Origin of the sequence: Aquincola sp. J276, assembly GCF_024700035.1 — a bacterium.
GTDB lineage: Bacteria > Pseudomonadota > Gammaproteobacteria > Burkholderiales > Burkholderiaceae_C > Aquincola > Aquincola tertiaricarbonis.
In genome coordinates this window covers 2,842,958-2,864,248 of the sequence record NZ_JAJONC010000001.1, presented here as the reverse complement: position 1 = coordinate 2,864,248, position 21,291 = coordinate 2,842,958, and the positions used below count along the sequence as shown (strand labels likewise).

Below are 21,291 nucleotides of genomic sequence, written 5' to 3'. Positions count from 1 at the left end.
GGGCGGCGTGGCGTGAAGGTGACGGCAAGGGATGGAGGGCGCGGATGCGACGGGCGATGGTAACTGCGGCGCGCCCGCCGCCGGCTTCAGTGGAAGTCGCGCGAGGAGGTGCTGAGCGCGCCCAGCCAGGGCGACACATCCAGCAGCCGGCGCGCCACCAGATGGCGCACGCCCTCCTCCGACACCTGCCATTGCCCCGCCACCGCCAGCAGCCGGGAGCGCAGCAATGCATTGCGCTGCTGCTCGCGCAGGCGCTTCCACACGATGACGTTGACCGTGCCGGTCTCGTCCTCCAGCGTGACGAAGACGGTGCCGTTGGCGGTGTCCGGCTGCTGCCGCATGGTGACGATGCCGCAGGCCCAGGTGCGCGCGCCGCCACGCAGCCGGCCCAGCTCCTCGGCGCTGAGCCATCCACGGCCCTGCAGGCGGCCGCGCAGCAGCGCCACCGGATGCCGACGCAGCGTGAGGCCGGTGGCCGCATAGTCGAGCAGGATGTCCTCGCCTTCGGGCGCCAGCGGCAGCTGCGGCTGCTCGTGCGCGGCCTCGCGCACCGGGGCTTCGGCCAGCAGCGCCCGCGCGGGCTCCAGCGCGGCGGCGGTCCACAGCTGCTGGCGGCGGTGGCCGGCCAGCCCGCGCAATGCGTCGGCCCGGGCCAGGGCCTGCAGCGCCCGTGCATCGAGGCCGGCGCGGCGCGCCAGGTCGTCGACGTCGGCGAAGGGCTGCTGCGCGCGGGCCTGCGCGATGCGCGCGGCCGCGGCCTCGGGCAGCGATGCCACCAGCCGCAGGCCCAGCCGCACGGCGGGGGCCGGGCCGCCGTCGCTGCGTGCTTCCAGCGAGGCGTCCCAGCCGCTGTGCTGCACGTCCACAGGACGCACTTCCACGTCGTGCCGGCGCGCGTCCTGCACCAGCTGCGAGGGCGGGTAGAAGCCCATCGGCTGCGAGTTGAGCATCGCGGCCAGGAAGATGGCCGGGTGGTGGCACTTCAGCCAGCAGCTGAAGTACGCCAGGATGGCGAAGCTGAAGGCATGGCTCTCCGGGAAGCCGTATTCGCCGAAGCCGCAGATCTGCTTGAAGATGGCCTCGGCGAACTCGGCGTCGTAGCCGCGCTGGGTCATGCCTTCGACGATGCGCTGCTGGAACTGGTCGACATGGCCATCGCGCCGCCAGGCGGCCATCGCGCGGCGCAGCTGGTCGGCCTCGCCGGGCGTAAAGCCGGCGGCGATCATGCAGATCTGCATCACCTGCTCCTGGAAGATGGGCACGCCCAGGGTGCGGCCCAGGGCTTCGTCGAGTGCCGGGTACTTCGACGGCGACAGCCGGCCGGCGGCCCGTTCCTCGCGCCGCTGCAGGTAGGGGTGCACCATGCCGCCCTGGATGGGCCCGGGGCGCACGATGGCCACCTCGATCACCAGGTCGTACAGGCACTGCGGTTTCAGCCGCGGCAGCATGCTCTGCTGGGCGCGGCTTTCGATCTGGAAGACGCCCACGGTGTCGGCGCGGCAGATCATGTCGTAAGTGGTGGTGCAGTCCTGGGGGATGTCCTGCAGCCGCCAGCGCCGGCCCTGCCAGGCACCCAGCAGGTCGAGCGAGCGCCGCAGCGCGGTGAGCATGCCCAGCGCCAGCACGTCCACCTTCAGCAGGCCCAGCGATTCGAGGTCGTCCTTGTCCCACTGGATGACGCGGCGGTCGGCCATTGCCGCGTTCTCGATCGGCACCAGCCGCGAGAGCTTGTCGCGTGCGATGACGAAGCCGCCGGTGTGCTGCGACAGGTGCCGCGGAAAGCCGCGCAGCGTGTCCACCAGCTCGATCCAGCGGCGGGTGACCGGCGAGTCCATCTGCAGCCCGGCCTCGGCCACCGAGGCGGCCATGCGGCTCCTGTCGTCGAACCACTGGAAGGAGCGCGCCAGCGCGTCCACCTGCGCCGCATCGATGCCCAGTGCCTTGCCCACGTCGCGCACCGAGCCGCGGGTGCGGTAGGTGGACAACGCCGCGGCCAGCGCGGTGCGCTCGCTGCCGTACTTGTTGTAGATGTACTGGATGACCTCCTCGCGCCGCTCGTGCTCAAAGTCGACGTCGATGTCCGGCGGCTCATTGCGCTCGCGCGAGATGAAGCGCTCGAAGAGCAGCGTGGTCTTGGTGGGATCGACCTCGGTGATGCCGAGTGCATAACAGACGGCCGAGTTGGCCGCTGATCCCCGGCCCTGGCACAGGATGCCGCGGCTGCGCGCAAAGCGCACCACGTCGTGCACGGTGAGGAAGAAGGCCTCGTAGCGCAGCTCCTCCACCAGCAGCAGCTCGCGCTCCACCTGTTCGCCCACGCCGGGCGGGGTGTCGCGGCCGTAACGGTCGGCCAGGCCCTGCAGCGTCAGTGCCCGCAGGTGGTCGATGGGCGTCATGCCCCGCGGCACGATCTCGGCCGGGTATTCGTAGCGCAGCGAATCGAGCCGGAAGGTGCAGCGTGCGGCGATTTCCAGCGTGGTGGCCAGCCATTCGGGCCGGTAGAGCTGCGCCAGCCGCAGGCGGGAGCGCAGGTGCTGCTCGGCATTGCGCGCCAGCGCGAAGCCGCAGTCGGCCACCGGCTTCTTCAGGCGGATGGCGGTGAGCGTGTCCTGCAAGGGCTTGCGCGAGCGCACATGCATCAGCACATCGCCCGCCGCGGCCAGCGGCAGGCCGGTGGCCGCGGCCACGGCTTGCAGGCGCTCGGCCAGCACGCCGTCGTCGGCATGCATCAGCAGTTCCACCGCGATGGCCGCATGCTGGAAGTTCCGGCGCAACCAGTGCGCCTGGGCCAGCAGGCGCTCGGGCGGGTCGGCGCGGTCGGGCAGCAGCAGCGCGGTGCAGTCGGGCAGGCGCTGCAGGCCGCGCAGGAAGCGTGGTGGATGGTCGTTGGTCACGGTCGTGCCGCCCGGCGCGGGCGGCTGCAGGTCACGCACGCTGAGGTGGTAGCTGCCCTTGGTGGTGCGCAGCCGGCCCAGCGTGATCAGCTCGCACAGATCGCCATACCCTTCGCGGTCGTGCGCCAGCAGCACCAGGCGGCAGCCGGGTGTGTCGCCCTCGCCTGCCAGCTGGAACTGGCTGCCGATGATGAGCTTGAGCGCGCTGCCGCCTTCGGTGTGTTGCCGGCGCAGTTCCTCGTGCGCGCGCACCACGCCCGCCACCGAGCATTCGTCGGTGAGGGCCAGCGCCGCATAACCCAGTTGCGCGGCACGGGCCACCAGTTCACCGGGATGCGACGCCCCGGTGAGGAAGCTGAAGTTCGAACGGCAGTGCAGCTCGGCATAGCCGGGAACGGCACCGCCGCTCCAGGGCAGGACCGACGCGGTCATGGCCGTCGCCCCGCGCCGGGCGCGGGGTGGGCGGGGCCTGCCGGGCCCGTGCGGGCGGCCTGGTGGGTGGCATGCATGGGCGGCTCAGCCGAACAGTCCGTGCAGGAACCAGTGCGCGGCCGGCTCGCCGGCCGTGTCGGCGTCACCCATGCGGCGCTGCCGGAACACCCAGCGCAGCCGGTGGTCGCTGCCCTCGGCCACGTGGTAGTCGCGACAGACCAGTTCATCGTCGAACCAGCCGCTTTCGATGCGCTCGGCCCGGGTGCGCAGCAGCAGCGGCCCGCCATGCACCGGCCGGCCGGCATGTTCGGCCAGGGGCAGCGGCTGCGGCAGCAGCCAGGCCGGACGGGTGCACAGGGCAGCCGGCGCCGGACTGCCGGACGGCACGGCGGCAACGGTGGCCGTTGCCTGAGCCGGCACGGGCTGGAAGGCACGCTCCGGCCGGTGGTCGTCGCACGGTGCCAGCTTGCGCACCTGCTCGGCACCCAGGCGGGCGGTCAACCGGTCCACCAGCGCGCGGAAGGCCTGCGGGTCGGCCTCCTCAGTGCCGGCGCCGGCGCCGGAAACCAGCGCCAGCCGGCCCTCGTGCCCGGCCAACGCCACCGCTTCGTCAAGCTGCAGCCGCAGGCCATAGACCGGGGCCGGCAGCTCGGTGCGCTGCAGCCGCTCCCGCAGCAGCAGCAGCAGCTGGGCCGCATCACGCGTGGGATCGCCCACCGCCAGCCGCACCGGCGTGGGCGGGCGGGCCTGGCGACCGGCGCCTTCATGCAGCAGCCAGAGCGTGCACCGTGCAGCCGCCAGCCACTGGCGCTGCAGCCACCCGGCCAGCGGCTGCACCAGGCGCTGCGCCGCGAACACCAGCATGGCGGCGTCGTCCGCACGGTGCATCAGTTCGCAGCCCAGCTCGAACTGCTGCGGCGGCTCGTACCAGGCCTGGGGGTCGGGCGCGTGGCCGTAGGCGCGGTCCAGCGCCAGCAGCAGCAGGCCACCGCCGCGGCGCTGCAGTCCGGTGCGCGGCAGCGCCCGCACCTGCCCCAGGCGCTGGCAGCCGATGCCTTGCAGCAGTTCGCCCAGCCGGGGCGGCAGCTCCAGCGCCTGCAGCACCGGCGGCAGTGGCAGCGCGTCCAGCAGCGCCGCCGCCGCGTCCAGCGTGCGCGCTCGGCCCGGCCGGCCGCCGGCGCCAGGCACCCGCGCCAGCAAGGCCGCCGCAGCCGCCGTGGGCGCCATGCCGATGCGCACATGCGCCCCCACCTGCTGCAGCGTGCGCCGCAGCCGGCCGCCCAGCCCTGCCAGGCCACCGAACAGGCGAAGGGAGCCGCTCACCTCCAGGAGCACCGCATCCGGTTGCAGCACCACCTGCGGCGTGTAGCAGGACAGCGCCATGGCCAGCAGCCGGACGAAGGCGGCCTCGGCCGCCGGTTGGCGTGGCAGGCCGTGCAGCGCGGGGCACAAGGACAGCGCGGTGGCGGTGCTCATGCCCTCCTCCAGCCCGAGCGCCCGCGCGCTGGCATTGACCACGCGCAGTCGGTGCTGCTCGATCACCGCGCGCGGCGGTGGCGGCGTGCCATCGGCGGGGCGCGGTGCGGGCCCCAGCGCCTCAAGCGGCAACCAGGGCAGGTGCAGCGCCAGCCACAGCATGGGCCACCTCCGGAGCAGGCATCACCGAGCGCCGCAGCAGCGGTGCGGCCAACGGCAAGGTGAGCAGCACAGGGGCCGCCATCGCCGGGCCGCGTCGCTTGAACACCTGCACGGCCAGCTGCCCGCCGGCCGCCGCCTCAGCCGCCAGGCGCAGCGGCGCGGCCGATGCCTGGCCGCGCGCGGCCAGCGGCCGCATCGCCCACAAGGGGCAGCCGCTGTCCTGTGCGGCCAGGTGCAGACGCCGCCACACGCCGGCCGGCGCGTCGGACCACCACAGCACGGCTGCGCAGGCGCGCGAGCGCAGCGCCTGCTCAGCCGCCCAGGCGGCGTCGATCAGGCTGGCCGGCGTGAGCCACACCAGGCCGTCCAGCGACAGGCCCAGCTGCTGCAGGGCGGGCAGGTAAGGCGTGGCGGGCGGCGCGATCCACAGCACCGGCCGGTTGCCAAAGCTGCGCAGCACCGGTGCCAGCAGGCGCAGTTCACCAATGCCGGGGTGGGCCAGCAGCAGCTCAGTCAAGCCCTGCGCCGGCCAGCCGCCACCGGGCAGCTCCGCATCCAGCGCGGGATAACCACTGGGCACGGTGTGGCCGCCGGCCTGCGCCATGGCGTCCCCACGCCACAGCAGCGCGGGATCGAGCGCCGGCAGGCCGCGGCGGCCGGCGGGCTGCAAGGAGGTGGAGGGCGAGGACATGGCGGCAGACGAAGGCAAGGAACAACTGTACGTTTATACAGCATTCCATACCCCCGTTCCGGGGCCTGTCTTCAGTGGGCGGCGGCTTTCGAGAACACGTTCAGCACCACGACGCCCGCGATGATCAGGCCCATGCCGATGACTCCCGGCAGGTCGACGCGCTGGCCGAACAGCAGCCAGGCCACCGTGGTGATGAGCACGATGCCGAGGCCCGACCAGATCGCATAAGCCACGCCCACCGGCACCGTGCGCAGCGTGATGGACAGGAACCAGAACGACGTGATGTAGCCAATCACCGTGACGATGCTGGGCAGCCACCGCGTGAAGCTTTCCGACGCCTTGAGTGCTGAGGTGGCGATGACCTCCGCCACGATGGCCAGCCCCAGCGCCAGGTAGCCGTTCATGCCGCGGCAGGTCGCATCCACACCAGGCAGCGCTGGGCGTCCAGCCCCGGCACCTGCAGCGGCTGCACCCCGGTGACGATGACGTCGGGTGGCAGTGCCGCCAGCTCCTCATCCGGCGCCCTGCCCTTCATGGCCATCCACAGGCCGCGGGGTGCCAGTTGCCGGCGGGTGAGCATGACGAAATCCACCAGCGACGCAAACGCGCGCGAGGTGACCACGCCGAACGGCGGCGTGTCCAGGTCTTCGATGCGGGTGTGCTGGGCGTGCAGCCGCCGCAGACCCAGCTCCGTGGCCACCTGCTGGATGAAGCGCGCCTTCTTGGCCACGGCATCTACGCACACCACGGTGAGCTCCGGGCGCAGGATGCTGATCACGACGCCCGGCAGCCCGGCGCCACTGCCCACGTCCAGCACGCGGTTTGCGGCCTCGCCGGTCTGGCCGGCCAGCGCCTCGGCCAGCGGCTGCACGACCGACAGGCTGTCGAGCAGGTGCTGCGTGAGCATGTCCTGCGGGTCACGCACCGCCGTCAGGTTGTAGACGCGGTTCCAGCGGGAAATCAGATCGAGGTAGGCGAGCAACCGCTCGGTCACGGCTTCGGCCTCGGCCTCGCTGCCCGGATGACAACCGAGCGCTCGCAGCCCCTGCTGCAGAGGTTCGCGCAGAGGCGCGGTGTTCACATTGCCGGCCATCAAGCGTCAGCGCCTTCGGCAGCAGCCGGAGTGGCGGCTGAGGTGTCGGCTCTGCGCGTGTCCACGAAGCCCTTGAAACGCCCCTTCTTCAGGTGCACCAGCAGCAGGGAGATGGCCGCCGGCGTCACGCCGGAGATGCGGGAAGCCTGGCCCAGCGTTTCCGGCCGATGCTTGCTCAACTTCTGGCGCACCTCGAAGCTGAGGGCGGATACCTGTGCGTAGTCCAGCTCCTCGGGAAGCTGGAGGTTCTCGAAATGGGCGGCGCGTTCCACTTCGCCCACCTGCTTGTCGATGTATCCGGCGTACTTGATGACGACTTCAATCTGTTCGACGACATCGTCAGCAAGGTCGCTCCCGAGATCTGCGACGAGCGTTTCACGTGAAACACCGGATTCCGGCTTCGCCAGCCGTGCAATTTCGGCCACCGCATCAAAGTTGACGCCGGGGCGGCGAAGCAGGTCGGCCAGGCTGTACTCCCGTTCCAGCGCCTTGCCGACCAGCCGTTCCGCTTGCTCCGCAGGCAAGATGGCCGGATGCACCCAGGTCGATTTCAGCTTTTCGGTTTCACGTGAAACAGCGTCGCGCTTGCGGTTGAATGCCGTCCACCGCACATCGTCGACCAGTCCAAGCGCCCGGCCGGTTTCCGTAAGACGGGCGTCTGCGTTGTCTTCCCGCAGCTGCAGTCGGAACTCCGCACGACTGGTAAACATGCGGTACGGCTCGGTCACACCCTTGGTGATCAGGTCGTCCACCAGCACACCGAGGTAGGCCTGATCGCGCCGCGGGAGCCAAGGCGCCTCGCCTTTCACCTGCAGCGCGGCATTGATGCCGGCAAACAATCCCTGCGCCGCCGCCTCCTCGTAGCCCGTGGTGCCATTGATCTGGCCGGCGAAGAACAAGCCTTTGATGGCGTGAGTTTCAAAGGACGCGCGCAACTCGCGGGGGTCGAAGTAGTCATATTCAATGGCATAGCCGGGCCGGAGGATGTGGGCATTTTCCAGCCCCGGCATGGACCGCACCGCCGCCAGCTGGATGTCGAACGGTAGCGAGGTCGAGATGCCGTTCGGGTAGAACTCATGCGTGGTCAGGCCCTCCGGCTCCAGAAAGATCTGGTGCGAGTCCTTGTCGGCAAACCGGTTGATCTTGTCTTCGATGCTGGGGCAGTAGCGCGGGCCGACGCCCTCGATCACGCCGGTGAACATCGGGGAACGGTCGAAGCCGGAGCGGATGATCTCGTGCGTGCGGGCCTGGGTGTGCGTGATCCAGCAAGGCACCTGACGCGGGTGCATCGCCCGGTCGCCCATGAAGCTGAACACCGGCACCGGGTCGAGGTCACCGGGTTGCTCCGTCAGGCGGCTGAAGTCGATGGAGCGGCCATCGATGCGCGGCGGCGTGCCGGTCTTCAGGCGGCCTTGCGGCAGCTTCAGTTCCTTCAATCGGGCGGACAGGCTCACCGCGGGCGGATCCCCGGCCCGGCCAGCGCTGTAGTTCTGCAGCCCCACGTGGATCTTGCCGTCGAGGAAGGTGCCCGCCGTCAGCACGACCGTGCGCGCACGGAACCGCAATCCGATTTGCGTCACGGCGCCCACCACCCGCTCACCCTCCACCATCAGGTCGTCCACCGCCTGCTGGAAGAGCCACAGGTTCGGCTGGTTTTCCAGGCGGTGGCGGATGGCCGCCTTGTACAAAACCCGATCGGCCTGCGCCCGCGTGGCACGCACCGCAGGCCCTTTGCTGGAATTGAGGATGCGGAACTGGATGCCCGACTCGTCCGTGGCCAGCGCCATCGCGCCGCCAAGCGCATCCACCTCTTTGACCAGGTGCCCCTTGCCAATGCCGCCGATGGACGGGTTGCAGCTCATCTGACCCAGCGTCTCAACGTTGTGGGTCAGCAGCAGAGTGGTGCAGCCCATGCGGGCCGCGGCCAGGGCGGCCTCGGTGCCGGCGTGGCCGCCGCCGACGACGATGACGTCAAACTCTTGAGGATGGAGCACGGGCATCAGGCCGGTGGGTACGGCCTGCCTTCAACGGTGGGAATGCCTCAATTTTAGGCGACCGCCTCACCCCCCTGCCGGCTGTGCAGTTCTTCACCTCGTTGCGCTCTGTTCCACGTGAAACACCGCTTCATGGCCAACTTGCGCCTAGCCACCCACGCCTCGACCGCGCTGTCATTCCAATGCTTGTCGAAGAAATAGTGGGCCACCATGTTCACCGCCGGCTCCACCAGCGTGACGGCACTGGCTGCCCATACGTTGCCGGTGAGCCCGTAGGTCACGCCGAACGCGATGCCCAAGTGAATGACACCAAATGCAGCGGTCTTGGCCATGCTCACTCCAGATGAGAACAAATCTTGTTCAGGAGTGTGGCGAGGCCTCCGCAAGTTGACCAATCAAAGGCGTCGATGGCGTCGATAGGCAGCCCCGACAATCACGCCATGCGCATCACACCCGTCCCTGCCCTCAACTGCCGCGCCGGCTGCGCGGCCTGCTGCATTGCGCCGTCGATCAGCAGCGCCATTCCGGGCATGCCCGGTGGCAAGCCCGCCGGCGTGCGCTGCGTCCAGCTCACTGAGCAAGGCCTGTGTGCGCTGTTCGGATCGCCGCAACGACCGGCCGTCTGCGGGTCTTTGCAACCGGCGCCCGACATGTGCGGCAGCAGCCGTGAACATGCAATGCACTGGTTGACAGCGCTCGAGGCCGCCACGACGGCCGGCACACCCGACTGACTTCAGCCATGGGCGGCGGCGACATGCCGACCAACGTCAGCCGCGCCCTGCCCCTACCGTGCGCAGGTCCTGCGTCACGCGGCCCTGCTCCAGCACCACGACCCGCGCGGCGCTGGCGATGGTTTCCGGCCGGTGCGCCACGATCACCCGCGTGAGTTGCAGCTGCCGGATGCTGTGGTTCACCGCCCGTTCGCGGTCCACGTCCAGGGCGCTGGTGGCTTCGTCGAGCAGCAGGATCTGCGGCCGCTTGTAAAGCGCGCGGGCCAGCAGCAACCGCTGCTTCTGGCCACCGGAGATGGCCGCGCCCATGTCGCCGATCAACGTGTGGTAGCCCATGGGCATGGCCTCCACCTCGTCATGCACCGAGGCCATGCGGGCACATTCCTCGATCCAGGCCGCGTCCGGCGCGGTGTCGAAGAAGCTGATGTTCTCGCCGATGGAGCCGGCAAACAGCTGGTCGTCCTGCATCACCGTGCCGATCATGGCCCGGTAGCGCGTCAGGCCGAGCTGACTCAGTGGCACGCCACCCACTCGCACCTCGCCCGCCTGCGGCGCATGAATGCCGAGCATCAACTTCAGGAGTGTTGTTTTTCCGCAACCCGACGCACCGACGATGGCCACGGACTCGCCAGGTTCGATGGTCAGGCTTACCCCGCGCAGCACCTCCGGCTCGGCATCAGAGTAGCGGAAGCTCAGGTCCTGCACCTCGATGCGCGCGGAGTCGGCCTTCACCGGCAACTCCGCCTCCTGCTGAGGCTCCGGCGCCGTCAGCACGATGTCGGCCAGGCGCTCGCCCTGCAGGCGCAGCATCTTCAGCTCCACCGCCTTGTCGATCAGCGCGCTGAAGCGGGTGGCGAACTGCTCCTTGAAGGCGATGAAGGCGAACAGCATGCCGACGGTGAAGCGCTCGTCCAGCACCAGCAGTGCACCCACCCACACCACCGCCACCCGCTCCAGGCCGAATACCAGCTTGTGCAGCACGCCGAACCACAGGTCGATCTTGCGGGTGGCGATGTCGGCATTCATCGCGTCCACCACCAGGTTCATGAAGCGGCCCTGGCGGTCGGCCTGGCGGTTGAACAGCTTGATGGCCTGCACGCCGCGCAGCGATTCCAGGAAGTGGCTGGCCTTGCGCGACTCGTGCACCAGCGATTCCTCGGTGGCCGCGCGCAGCGGCCGGAAGAAGGCCCAGCGCAGCAGCGCGTACACGCCCACCGCCCCCGCCACGATGGCTGTGAGCAGCCCGCTGTAAAGCGCCATCATGGCCAGCGTGGCCAGCACCAGCACGCCGTCCAGCACCGCTTCCACGAAGCTGGTGGTCAGCGTCTTCTGAATCTGCTGCACGGCCGTGAAGCGCGACCAGATGTCGCCGGTGTGCCGCTTCTCGAACCAGGCCACAGGCAGGCGCATCAGGTGCGCGAACACATTGGAAAGCCACTGCAGGTTCAGCGTGGCCGACATCACCAGCACCGCCCAGGAGCGCACTGCGCCCGTGGCCACCTGCATCAGCACCAGCAGGCCGAAGCCGATGCCCAGCGTGACCAGCAGGTCCCTGTCGCCGGTGACCAGCACGCCGTCCACCACCCACTGCAGCAGGAAGGGCGACAGCAGCATGAACGCTTCCAGCACCAGCGCCAGCACGAACACCTGCGCCATCGAGCGCTTGAGCCCGCTCACCCGCCCCAGCATGCGCCGCAGGCTGATGGGCTGGCGTTCCACCCGCGGCTCGAAGCCGCCGGCAGGCGTCAGCTCCAGCACGATGCCGGTGAAGTGCCGCGACAGCTCGCTGAGCTTCATGTGCCGCACGCCCTGCCCTGGGTCGTGTATCACTGCCACGCCGCGCCGCACGGCCACCAGCACGACGAAGTGGTTCATGTCCCAGTGCAGCACGCAGGGCAGCTGCAGGCTGTCGAAGTGCTCGGGCTCGGCGCGCAGCGCGCGGGGGCTGAGCTGCAGCTCACCGGCCATGCGCACCAGGTCGGCCATGGAGGCGCCTTTGAGTGACAGCGAAAAGCGCCGCCGCAGCGTGGGCAGGTCGGTCTGCAGGCCGTGGGCAGCGGCCACCATGCCCAGGCAGGCCAGGCCGCATTCGGCGGCCTCCGTCTGCAGCAGCATGGGCACCCGCCGGCGGTTGAACAGCCCGAGGTTCAGACGGTCGAGCATGTGGGGCTACACCCGCCCGGCCACGCCGAGCAGCGGCTCGAAGATCCATTCGATCAGGCGGCGCCGGTCGAGCTGCACGTCGGCCTCCAGCTGCATGCCGGGTGCCAGCGGCTGTGGCTGGCCGTAGGCCTGCACGTCCTGCCGGTCGAGTGCCACCGTCACGCGGTACAGCGGCTCGTCCGCTGGCAGGCCGGCCACCGGCGGCCGGGCGTCGGCTGGCACCGGCGTGCGCGACACCCGCAGCACCCGCCCCGCCTGGGAGCCGAACTTCTGGTATGGGAATGCGTGGTAGCGCATCAGCACCGGTTGCGCCGGCCGCAGGAACCCCATCGCGCTGGAGGGCGCATACAGCTCGGCCAGCAGCGGCGCCTGGCCCGGCATCATCCGCGCCAACACCGCCGAAGCCGCCACCGACTGCCCCGGCTCGGCCGTCAACGCACCCACCACGCCGTCCTGCGGCGCCCGCAGCACCTCGCGCCGGCGGGATTCGGTTTCCGCGGTGTCGCCGGCCAGGGCCGAGAGCTCCCGCTCGATCTCGCCCAGCTGCGCCTGTGCCTGCAAGGGCAGCTCGCGCGCCTCGGCCTGCAGCGCGGCCAGGCTGCGTTCATGCTGGGCGCGCTCCTGCGCCAGAGCCTGCAGGCGCTCGCGCTGTTCCAGCACGTCCTGCTGCTTGGCCCGCAGCTGCGCGGGGGCGATGAAGTCCTGGTGGCGCAGCGATTCGAACTGGGCCAGCGCCTGTTCGGCCAGCGCCAGGCGCTCACGCTGCAGCTGCGTGCGCTCGTCGTGGCGGCTGCGCTCGCGCGTCATTTCGGCGATGCGGTCAGCCAGCGCCTGGCTGCGCGCCTCGCGCAACGCGGCCTGGCGCTCCACCGCCTCGCGCAGGCTGCGGCGGCGCTCGTCCAGGCTGCGGCGCACCTCGGCCTGGGTTTCGCCTTCGCCGCTGCTGCGGTCCAGCGTCAGCACGTACAGCACGTCGCCCTGCCGCACCGCATCGCCTTCGCGCACCCGGCGCTCCAGCACCACGGCCTCACGCGGCGTGCGCAGTTCCAGCAGGCCGCCTTGCGGCACCAGCACGCCCGACAGGCGCGCCTTTCTCGTGTAGTGGCCCAGCGTGAGGAACAACGCCACGGCCACGAAAGCGGCCACCACCAGCACGGTCAGCCAGCGCAACGACACAGGTCGCGCCAGCCGGATGTGTCCGATCCACTGGTCGCGCTGGTGGTCCAGCGCTTCGGGTCGGAAGATGCTTGTCACGGTCCGCCCTCGGTGGGCGTGCGGAGCCTGAGCCCGCCCGCCGAGCCAGCGGGCCGAGAGCCGGTCACCAGCCGCCGACGCGCGGCAGGCCGCCGGTCACCTGGCCCAGCATGCGCTCGTCGAGCACCAGCGGCGCAGCGGGCTTCTGCACAGGTGCGCCAGCTTGCGGAGCGGGCGTGCGCACTTGTTGGGGGCCTGGGCGGCGGCGGCGTTGATTTGCGATTGGGCCATGGTCGACTCCTGGGGGTTTGGGGGCTGCGTCGATTCATCGACGTGGCCTTATTCCAGCAGTCGAGCCGGTCGGCTGTAACTGTAAGCTCTTACAGCTTGTGCACCTCAGTGGATCAAGCCTAGGCGCAGCGCCTTCAGCACCGCTTGGTGCTTGGTGGCGCATTCGAGCTTGTGCATCGCGTTCGTAATGTGCAGGACCGCCGTGCGCTGCGAGATCCCTAGGATGGCGCCCACCTCCCAGGCCGTCTTGCCCTCCATCGTCCACTTCAGCGCTTCCAGCTCGCGCGGGGTGAGCGCCGGGCGTTCCGGCTGCCGGGACGGCGGCACCAGGATGCGCAGCGCCGTGTCCTGCGCATGCACCGCGAACAGCTGCAGGTCGGCCACGATGCGCGTCAGCTCCCGCGTGTCGCTGGGCAGCGGCGCGTCGCGGTCCACGCCGAGCAGGAAGTGTTTGCCATCCGGCAAATGGAGTGCCATGGCCACGCCGGTGCGATAGCCGAAGGCGGCCTGCTCCTCCCAGAGATCTTCCACACCCTTGGTGCGGTAGGTATCGCGCGACCATACCAGCGGCACGCTCTGCCGCTTCAGATGCTGCAGCACCGGGTCGCGGCGCGAATCGGCCACACGCACGTAGGCTTCCTCATAGCCCGGCGGCGTATTGCCCACGGCGATGAAGTCCGCCTCGCGGCCGTGCTGCTCCACGACGGTCACCGCGCTGACCGTGCTGAAGCCGATGTCGTGCGTGAAGCGCAACACCGCGCTGCGGAACTCGTCGATGTCGCGGGCTTCGAGCACCGCCAGATAGTTGCCCTGCAGCATCAAACTTCCTGCATCGCTGCGACCGCCTGCCCCAACCTGTCAAGGTTTACAGCTTGAAGCGGGATGGCCGATGACCAAGACTGCCAGTACGCTGCCGGCCCCGCCCGACCAGTCAACCCACCATATTCCCCCACGCCGATGACACCCTCATGGACGCTGCATGCCTGGCCCACCGTATTGTGGCAGGCAGCCTCGAAGAGCCACCTCAACCTGGTGCACCTGGATACCCGCGTGATGTCCACCGGCGACGCCAGCGCGCCCTGCAGCGGCCACACCATCTGGATCGGCCCGCTGGGTGACGTGGATGCCGGCGTGGCCTGGGACTGGGTGCAGCTGTGCCCCGGCGTGGTGGCCATGGCCGACCCCATGTGCGTCATCACCAACCTGCGCCTGGTGGACACCGGCGGCACCGTGCTCACCGCCTGGGAATCGGCCCGCCACCTCACCGAGATCGTGCACGGGCTGCCCTGGCAGAACGAGGTGGAACGTGCCCTGGGCAGCACGCTGCTGAACTGACCGTTCGCCACGCGCATCACCGCACCGCCGCCCGGCGCAACCGCCGGGCCACGTCGCCGATGCCCAGCGCCGCCAGCAGCGCGCACACCAGCAGCGGCACCAGCACGTCGGCCAGCGGCACCGCCTCCGCGGCCAGCACCCGGTTCATCAGGGTCACCTGCCCCAGCGCCGGCACCCAGAGCTGCCAGGGCTGCGGGCCGCTGTCGTTGAACAACGCCACCAGCGGCAGCACCGACACCAGCAGCACGATGACCGCCGCATTGGCCTGCGCCTCCTTGACGCTGCGGCAGCGGATGGCCACCGCCATCAGCACCGACGACACCGCCGCTGCCAGGGGCACCAGCAGCGCGAGGAACACCAGCGCCTCGCGCCAGCCGTACTGGAACATCGCGGCCAGCGTCTCGCTGCGCAGCAGCCACTGCGCCGGCAGGAAGCTGAAGGAGCCGAGCAGTGCCACGCCCATCGCCACGCTGGCCACCGCGGCCCACTTGCCCAGCACCAGCGCCAGCGGCAGCGGCGGATTCATCAGCAGCGGCTCCAGCGAGCCGCGCTCGCGTTCGCCGGCGGTGGAGTCCAGCGCGGCAGGCAGCGCACCGTAGAGCACCGCCATCAGCACCAGGATGGGCACGAAGGCCGACAGCTGCGCTGCCCGGCCGCGCGGCGTGGACAGGTCGCGCGGCTGCACGTCCACCACCTGCAGCAGGCGGGGCGACACCCCACGCAGGGCCAGGTCCAGCGTGGCGCGTTCGCTGACGAAGCCGCTGACCAGCCGGCCGATGCGCGCGCTGCTGGCCTGCGACCGGGGATTGGCGCCGTTGGCCACGATCTCCAGGCGCGGCTGCGCGGCGGTGGCTAGCGCGGCGTCGAAGCCGGACGGCACCACCAGCACCGCGTCGCCCAGGCGGTTGCGGCGCAGCAGGTCCAGGTGGTCGGATGGCGCCTCGCGCACGCGCCAGGTCTGGCGCTCCAGGTAGTTGCGCAGCAGCGGCGAATGCTCGATGCCCACCACCATCAGCTCACGCTGCTCGGCGCGCTGCTCGATGCCGGCCATCAGCACCGACAGCACCACCAGCAGCACCGGCCCCACCGCCACCGAGCTGAGCAGCACGGTGAGCAGGGTGCGGCGGTCGCGCAGCGCGTCCAGCAGTTCCTTGCCGTACACGACCCACGCGGCAGCGATCACCTGGCGCCATCCCCTCATGCCGCGTCCGCCTCCGGGCCGAAGGCCAGCTGCACGAAGGCGTCCTCGAAGTCGACCTGGCCGGTGGACTGCAGCAGCGCGTCCACGCTGCCATCGGCCACCGTGCGGCCATGCGCCACCACGACGACCTTGTCACACAGGCGTTGCACCTCTTGCATGATGTGGGTGGAGAACACGATGCACTTGCCCTGCTCGTCGCGCAGGCGGCGCAGCGCCTCGCGCAGTGAGCGCGTGGCCAGCACGTCCAGCCCGTTGGTGGGCTCGTCCAGGATGATGTTGGCCGGGTCGTGCACCAGCGCGCGTGCCAGCGCGGTCTTCATGCGTTCGCCCTGGCTGAAGCCGTCGGTGCGGCGGTCCAGCAGCGGCACCATGTCCAGCACCTCGGCAAGCTGCTGTGCGCGCCTCAGCGCGGCCGCACGCGGCATGCCTTGAAGGCGTCCGTAGTAGACGATGTTCTCGCGTGCCGTCAGCCGCGGGTACAGGCCGCGTGCATCGCTCAGCACGCCCATGCGCGCCAGCGCCCGCTGCGGCTCGCGCGACACGTCGATGCCATCCACCAGCACGTGGCCGGCATCCGGCGGCAGCAGGCCGGCCACGATGCGCAGCGTCGTGGTCTTGCCGGCGCCGTTGGGTCCCAGCAGGCCGGTGATGCAGGCGTCCGCCGCGCGGAACAGCACGCCGTCCACCGCCTTCACCTGCCGCGCCTGGCGACCACGCCCGCTGGCAAACGATTTCTGCAAGCCCAGCACCTCGATCATCGGCGCGGCTCCGCCGGGGGTGCGGGCGGCTGGTAGGGCCGGGGGCGAGGCAGCTGCACCGCGCAGCCCGCATCGGCACGAACCGCGGCCAGGGCTGCGGCTTCGTCGGGAGTGTCGATGAAGCGGTAGAGCACGTCGCGCATGCAGGGCAGCATCGCCACGCCGTGGCCGGCCTGCGGCACCACCACATGCCGCGCCTTGGCGCCGAGGGCGGCGGCCATGCGGTCGCCGTGACGCGGCGGCGTGGCCGGGTCCAGCCCGCCCGACAGCAGCAACACCGGTGCGGCCGATGGGCCTACCTGGTAGAAGGCCGGCGGCACGCTGCCCCGCGGCCAGTCCGCGCAGGCATCGCGGTAGCGGCGCACCAGCGGGTCTTCACGCGGGGCGGCCGGGGGCAGGCGCGGCGCATCCTCGGCGCACACGACGGAGAAGTGCAGGCCCATCGCCACGCCCACGCCGCGGCGGCCGCCGGCCGCGTGGGCCAGGCCGGCCAGCGGCTCCAGCCGGCCCCGGGTGGCCTGGTCCATCGCCTGCGGGAGCGCGGCGGCCAAAGCAGGCAGGTACAGCGGGCCGCGCAGCACTGCGTCCAGCACTTCGGGCGTGACACGCTGGCGCTCCACCACGCCGGTGGCCGGATGTGCCACCGGCCAGTCGCGCGGCAGGCTGTTGCGCAGCGTGGCCCAGCGCTTGCGCAGGTCGGGATGCCGGCGGTTGCAGTCGGCGTCCTGCTCGCAGCCGCTGAACACCGCCTCCACGGCGCGCTGCTGGTCGCTGGCGAAGGCCACCGGCAGCACCATGTCCGGCGGCGCCACGCCATCGAGCACCACCCGCCGCACGCGCCGCGGCGACTGCCGCAGCACCTCCAGCGCCAGCCGGGTGCCGTAGGAGACGCCCACCAGGTTGATGCGCGCCACGCCAAGCGCGCGCCGCACCGCTTCCACATCCCCGGCGGCGACGGCGGTGGTGTACTGGCGCAGATCGCCATGCGGCAGTGCCTGCAGCAAGCGCCGGCATTCGGCCAGCCGCCGGCGCTGCGCATCAGGCTCGAACTGGCGGGCCAGCGGCGCCTGGTCGGCATCGTCGTCGCACAGCAGCGGCGCGCTGCGGCCGGTGCCGCGCTGGTCGATCAGCACCACGTCGCGACGGTTGAGGAAGCGCGACAGCATGCCGGCCACGGGACCCGCCATCTCGATGGCGCTCTGCCCCGGACCGCCGGCCAAGAAGAAGACGGGATCGGGCTGCTTGTTGCGGGCCAGCGCCGGCAGCACCGCATAGTGCAGCGTGATGCGCGCACCTTGCGGCGCGGCGGGGTCCAGCGGACGCTCCAGCGTGCCGCAGCGGGCCTCGTGCTCGATGCCGTCCAGCCGGCACGGCGTGAGCGCGGGTGCCGCCACCACGGCACCGTGCAAGAGCGCGCCCCAGGCCATGGCCCCGGCCAGCGCAACCGGCCTTCCCCAACGTTTCATGATGCGACGCATTGTGCGGGTTGCGATCCCACACCCATGCCAACTAGTGCCGGTGCCTGTCTCGTTCAGGCATCGAATCGGCGCTTGTTACTTCTGGGTCGCGCGGCTCACGCCCGGCCACCAGGCACCAGGCTGCGGGCCGTGGCTTCGCAGGCCTGGCGCTGGCCGTCGGCCGCCTCCCGCGCGGCGCACAGGCCGGCCAGGCGGGTTTGCAGCCGCTGCAGCGCCGCCTCGGCCGCCGGACGCTGCGCGCCCCAGCCGGCCAGCTTCTGCGCCGCACGCTGCAGCGAGCGTGCGCTGCGCTCATGGAAGGCCGCCGGATCGCGACCCGCCTCGGTGAAGATTTGCCCCGCAACCTGTTCGATGCGCGCCACATCGCCGGGCGCCAGATCGACCAGCGCCGCCAGGTAGCCGGCGCCCCATTGCAGCCGCGTGGCCGGGCCTTCGCTGCGCTCGAAGGCCTGGGCATACCAGCGCAGCGCCTCGTCCGGCCGGCCTTGCTTGCGGGCATTGCTGCCGAGCTGGCTCATCAAGTAGTACGGCGCGGCGCTGCGAGCCAGGTTGGCCTGCAGCAGTGCATCGCTGTCGGCCCACAGGCCGGCTCGGGCCTGCACCCAGGCCAGCGAGGGCACCACGGCCTGGCGTTCGAACGGATCACGGGTTTCCTGGTCCAGCCGGTTGGCCAGGCCGCGTACCTCGGCCAGCAACGCTGGCGGCAGGCGGGGCGACACCACCTCGTCCGCCTGGCCATGGCGGGCCAGCGACACGCGGGCATCCAGCGCGCTGATGCGATCGGCCCGCGACAGCGTGGTGTCCGCCTGCAGCCGCTGCAGCGCGGTGTCGAAAGCCGCGGTGAGCGCTGCGCGGCGGGTATCGTCGTCGCCGGCCAGGGCACGCACCAGTGCGGGCGTGTTGTAGACCAGCACGTCCATCTGCGCACGGGCGGCCGAGGCGTCGGCCAGCAGCTGCTGGGTGCGGGTGCGCACGGCGGCATCGGCAGCCAGGCCGTTGGCTCCTTCGGCGCCCAGCGCCAGGGCCTTCAGCATCAGGCGGGTGCGGGTTTCCTCGTCCGCGGTGGCAGCGCGTGCAGCGGCGCGGTGCAGCGCGGCCAGCACGGCCGGCCGCTCGGCTGCCGGCACCAGCTTGGACTCATCGGTCTCCCAGCCATGGAAAGCCAGCAGCTTCCATTCGCCGGCGGTCAGCGGCTTTCCGGCGCGGGCATCGGCCAGCACCTCGGATGCGGGCCGGCCACCGGCCATTGCGGTCTGCAGCAGCGCCATGACCTGCGCGGCCTCGGCTTCGCCGGGCAGGCGGGTGATCTCGCTGCGGTCGGGGCGCATCAGGATCAGCGTGGGATAGCCGCGTACCTGGAAGGCCGCGCCCAGCTTCTGCGCGCCGGGGCGGTCGCCATCCACATGCACTGCCACCAGCGAGCGCGACTGGGCCGCGAAGTCCTGCCGGTTGAACAGCGTGGCCTTGAGCTGGTTGCACGGCGGGCACCAGGTGGCGCCCCAGTACAACAGCACCGGCTTGTTCTCGGCGCGGGCCTGGGCAAAGGCGCGGTCCACGTCGGCATCGGTGGCCGCGGGCTGCCACGCCACCTGGGTGGAAGGCAGGCCGGGAGCCGCCTGCAGCGGCAGGCTCAGCGCGGACAGGCCGATCAGGCAACCGGCCAGCAGGCCCGCGGGCCACGCCGCGCGGATCGGTTTCACAGGCTGGGCCACCACATGCATGTCATCCGCCCCTTGCGCGCGACCATGCGCGCCAGCGGCTCATTGTGGCGCCAGCGGCGCCGCGCTGCCGGCAGCCGGCACGGTGGCGGTGGCCGTGGCGGGCTCGTCGCTGCGGATGGAGCCGTCGGGCCGCTCATAGGTGCCGATCAGGCAGCCGGAGGCCAATGCACGTTCCTGCAGTGCAGCCAGCACCTCGTCGCGGCCCGGTGTTTCGCTGAACGGCTCGCCAGGACCCAGCGCAAACACCTGGAATACATAGCGGTGGGTGCCATGGCCGGGCGGCGGATCGGGCGGCAGCCAGCCGCTGCCCAGGAAGGAATGGCGTCCGGCATGGGCTTCGCTGCCCTCCGTGTGGTCGAAGGCGCCCTCGGCCAAGGCCGTCTGGTCGGGCGGCAGGTCCACCACGATGCCGTGCACCAGCGGATGCGGCGTGGGCGCGTCGGCGTCCTCCACGATCAGCAGCACGCTGCTGGCGTTGGGCGGCACGCCGTGCCAGTGCAGCGGGGGCGACAGGCCTTCGCCGTCGGCGGTGTAGCGCGCGGGCATGGGCGCGTGGTCCGCGAAGGCGAGGCTGCCCACTTCCAGCGCCGCCTGGCCGGTGCGCAGCGGGGTGTGGTGAAAGACGGTCTGGTCCAGGCCCGCGCGCTGGTGGCGCAGTGCATGGCCCAGCATGCCGGGCAGTTTTTCCAACATGGCGGTCAGGTCCTGGAAGAAAGACCCAGTGGACACGCGACCGGGGCGGCCTGGCAGCACACGCCGGCCCATTCGGCTGTCGGAGCATGCCGACAACGGACACCGCAGCTCACGCCGGTATCCGTGCCTGGCTTCAGTGCTGGGTGGCGGCAGCGTCGCGGCCGGCCAGCTGCTCGCTCACCTTGCGGGCGGCGCGCAGCAGCAGGGTCTCGTCCAGCGGCACCTGCGGCGCCACCCGGGCCACCACGTCCTCCAACTGCTCGGGCGACTGCATCAGGATATGGGCCACGGCCGACAAGGCCAGCACCGCCGGCCGCGGCAACTGCGGCGGAAACGGCTCGCCGGCCTGCACCGACACATGGTGGCGCACGCTGGCCACTGAGGGCGCGCCCAGGCCCCAGCTCTCGCACAGGGCGGCGCCCAGCGCGTCATGGCTGACGCCGAAACCGGCACGTTCCAGCGTGCGCAGGTCGACGTCGTCGGGCGCGGCGCGCAGCATGGCGCCGTAATGGTCGCTGGCATGGCGCAGCAGCACCGCCTTGCCACATTCCTCGAACAACCCCGCGGAGTGGGCGGCCCAGGCGTCCACGCCCAGGAACTGGCCCATGCGGCCCATCAGCAGGCCACGGCGCGCAGCCCGCTGCCACACCGGCTCCAGCAGCTTGTTGGGCGGAAAGGCCGCGCGCAGCCCCATCTCGAAGGTGATGGCCGCCACCTCGCGCATGCCAAGGTATTGCACCGCCTGCATCACGGTCTGCACCCTGCCCTTGAGGCCATACATCGACGAATTGACCGCCTTCAGCACCGCCGCGGCCAGCGCCATGTCGGACTCGATCAGCTGCGCAGCGGCGTCCAGGTTGATCTCGTCGTCCGCAAGCAGCAGCGACAGGCGAACGAGCGCCTCCGGCTGGGCGGGAATATCGATGTCGAGGCTGCGGAGTTCGGGATCGACGGGCATGGCGGGATGCTAGCGGCCACTCCAGG

18 protein-coding genes are annotated in these 21,291 nt (G+C 71.0%); 2 read left to right on the top strand and 16 right to left on the bottom strand.

Going from position 1 to position 21,291, the window contains the following annotated elements:
• Positions 1–86 precede the first annotated feature (86 nt).
• The 7 genes from LRS14_RS13155 to LRS14_RS13125 form a co-directional block, all read right to left on the bottom strand.
• A complete protein-coding gene (locus LRS14_RS13155) occupies positions 87–3,326 on the bottom strand; it encodes an error-prone DNA polymerase (protein WP_257799828.1) in 3,240 nt (1,079 codons plus the stop codon).
• Positions 3,327–3,410: 84 nt separating this feature from the next.
• Entirely contained in the window at positions 3,411–4,964 is a 1,554-nt protein-coding gene (locus LRS14_RS13150) for a DNA polymerase Y family protein (protein ID WP_257799827.1), read from the bottom strand.
• Positions 4,924–5,655: a translesion DNA synthesis-associated protein ImuA gene (gene imuA / locus LRS14_RS13145; RefSeq protein WP_052736266.1), complete on the bottom strand. Its 732-nt coding sequence runs from the start codon at positions 5,653–5,655 to the stop codon at positions 4,924–4,926. The genes LRS14_RS13150 and imuA overlap by 41 nt, the downstream gene beginning before the upstream one ends.
• A 71-nt stretch (positions 5,656–5,726) precedes the next feature.
• Positions 5,727–6,059 (bottom strand): SMR family transporter, encoded by a 333-nt coding sequence (locus tag LRS14_RS13140; protein WP_257799826.1) that lies wholly within the window; start codon positions 6,057–6,059, stop codon positions 5,727–5,729.
• Complete coding sequence (gene rsmG / locus LRS14_RS13135; RefSeq protein WP_257799825.1) at positions 6,056–6,748, bottom strand: 16S rRNA (guanine(527)-N(7))-methyltransferase RsmG; 693 nt, start codon at positions 6,746–6,748, stop codon at positions 6,056–6,058. Before rsmG ends, LRS14_RS13140 begins: the two co-directional genes overlap by 4 nt.
• Complete coding sequence (mnmG, locus tag LRS14_RS13130; protein WP_257800473.1) at positions 6,748–8,742, bottom strand: tRNA uridine-5-carboxymethylaminomethyl(34) synthesis enzyme MnmG; 1,995 nt, start codon at positions 8,740–8,742, stop codon at positions 6,748–6,750. Before mnmG ends, rsmG begins: the two co-directional genes overlap by 1 nt.
• A 53-nt stretch (positions 8,743–8,795) precedes the next feature.
• Positions 8,796–9,074, bottom strand: coding sequence for a DUF2061 domain-containing protein (locus tag LRS14_RS13125; RefSeq protein WP_257799824.1), 279 nt, complete (start codon positions 9,072–9,074; stop codon positions 8,796–8,798).
• A gap of 108 nt (positions 9,075–9,182) precedes the next feature.
• On the opposite strand from LRS14_RS13125, the gene LRS14_RS13120 reads away from it, so the two are divergent.
• Positions 9,183–9,473, top strand: coding sequence for a YkgJ family cysteine cluster protein (locus LRS14_RS13120; RefSeq protein WP_257799823.1), 291 nt, complete (start codon positions 9,183–9,185; stop codon positions 9,471–9,473).
• A gap of 36 nt (positions 9,474–9,509) precedes the next feature.
• On the opposite strand, the gene LRS14_RS13115 is transcribed toward LRS14_RS13120, so the two are convergent.
• The 3 genes from LRS14_RS13115 to LRS14_RS13105 all read right to left on the bottom strand — a co-directional run bounded on the left by LRS14_RS13115 (position 9,510) and on the right by LRS14_RS13105 (position 13,940).
• The gene (locus tag LRS14_RS13115; protein WP_257799822.1) at positions 9,510–11,636 is read right to left on the bottom strand and encodes a peptidase domain-containing ABC transporter; all 2,127 of its coding nucleotides are present in this window, start codon (positions 11,634–11,636) and stop codon (positions 9,510–9,512) included.
• Between the two features lie 6 nt (positions 11,637–11,642).
• On the bottom strand, positions 11,643–12,890 hold the full coding sequence (locus tag LRS14_RS30260; protein WP_257799821.1) for an HlyD family secretion protein: 1,248 nt from the start codon (positions 12,888–12,890) through the stop codon (positions 11,643–11,645).
• A 336-nt stretch (positions 12,891–13,226) separates the two neighbouring features.
• Complete coding sequence (locus tag LRS14_RS13105; RefSeq protein ID WP_046112967.1) at positions 13,227–13,940, bottom strand: helix-turn-helix transcriptional regulator; 714 nt, start codon at positions 13,938–13,940, stop codon at positions 13,227–13,229.
• 138 nt (positions 13,941–14,078) lie between these two features.
• Here LRS14_RS13105 and LRS14_RS13100 point away from each other — a divergent pair, with 138 nt between their 5' ends.
• Complete coding sequence (locus LRS14_RS13100) at positions 14,079–14,456, top strand: hypothetical protein (protein ID WP_157039537.1); 378 nt, start codon at positions 14,079–14,081, stop codon at positions 14,454–14,456.
• Positions 14,457–14,472: 16 nt separating this feature from the next.
• On the opposite strand, the gene LRS14_RS13095 is transcribed toward LRS14_RS13100, so the two are convergent.
• From LRS14_RS13095 to LRS14_RS13070, 6 genes are all read right to left on the bottom strand, one after another.
• On the bottom strand, positions 14,473–15,657 hold the full coding sequence (locus tag LRS14_RS13095) for an ABC transporter permease subunit (protein ID WP_046112968.1): 1,185 nt from the start codon (positions 15,655–15,657) through the stop codon (positions 14,473–14,475).
• Positions 15,654–16,415, bottom strand: a complete 762-nt coding sequence (locus LRS14_RS13090; protein ID WP_257799820.1) for an ATP-binding cassette domain-containing protein — start codon at positions 16,413–16,415, stop codon at positions 15,654–15,656. Before LRS14_RS13090 ends, LRS14_RS13095 begins: the two co-directional genes overlap by 4 nt.
• A complete protein-coding gene (locus tag LRS14_RS13085; protein ID WP_257799819.1) occupies positions 16,412–17,881 on the bottom strand; it encodes an alpha/beta hydrolase in 1,470 nt (489 codons plus the stop codon). Before LRS14_RS13085 ends, LRS14_RS13090 begins: the two co-directional genes overlap by 4 nt.
• 107 nt (positions 17,882–17,988) lie before the next feature.
• Positions 17,989–19,593, bottom strand: a complete 1,605-nt coding sequence (locus LRS14_RS13080; RefSeq protein WP_257799818.1) for a thioredoxin fold domain-containing protein — start codon at positions 19,591–19,593, stop codon at positions 17,989–17,991.
• Between the two features lie 60 nt (positions 19,594–19,653).
• A complete protein-coding gene (locus tag LRS14_RS13075) occupies positions 19,654–20,307 on the bottom strand; it encodes a YbhB/YbcL family Raf kinase inhibitor-like protein (RefSeq protein WP_046112971.1) in 654 nt (217 codons plus the stop codon).
• A 133-nt stretch (positions 20,308–20,440) separates the two neighbouring features.
• Complete coding sequence (locus LRS14_RS13070; protein ID WP_257799817.1) at positions 20,441–21,265, bottom strand: HDOD domain-containing protein; 825 nt, start codon at positions 21,263–21,265, stop codon at positions 20,441–20,443.
• Between the last annotated feature and the right edge of the window lie 26 nt (positions 21,266–21,291).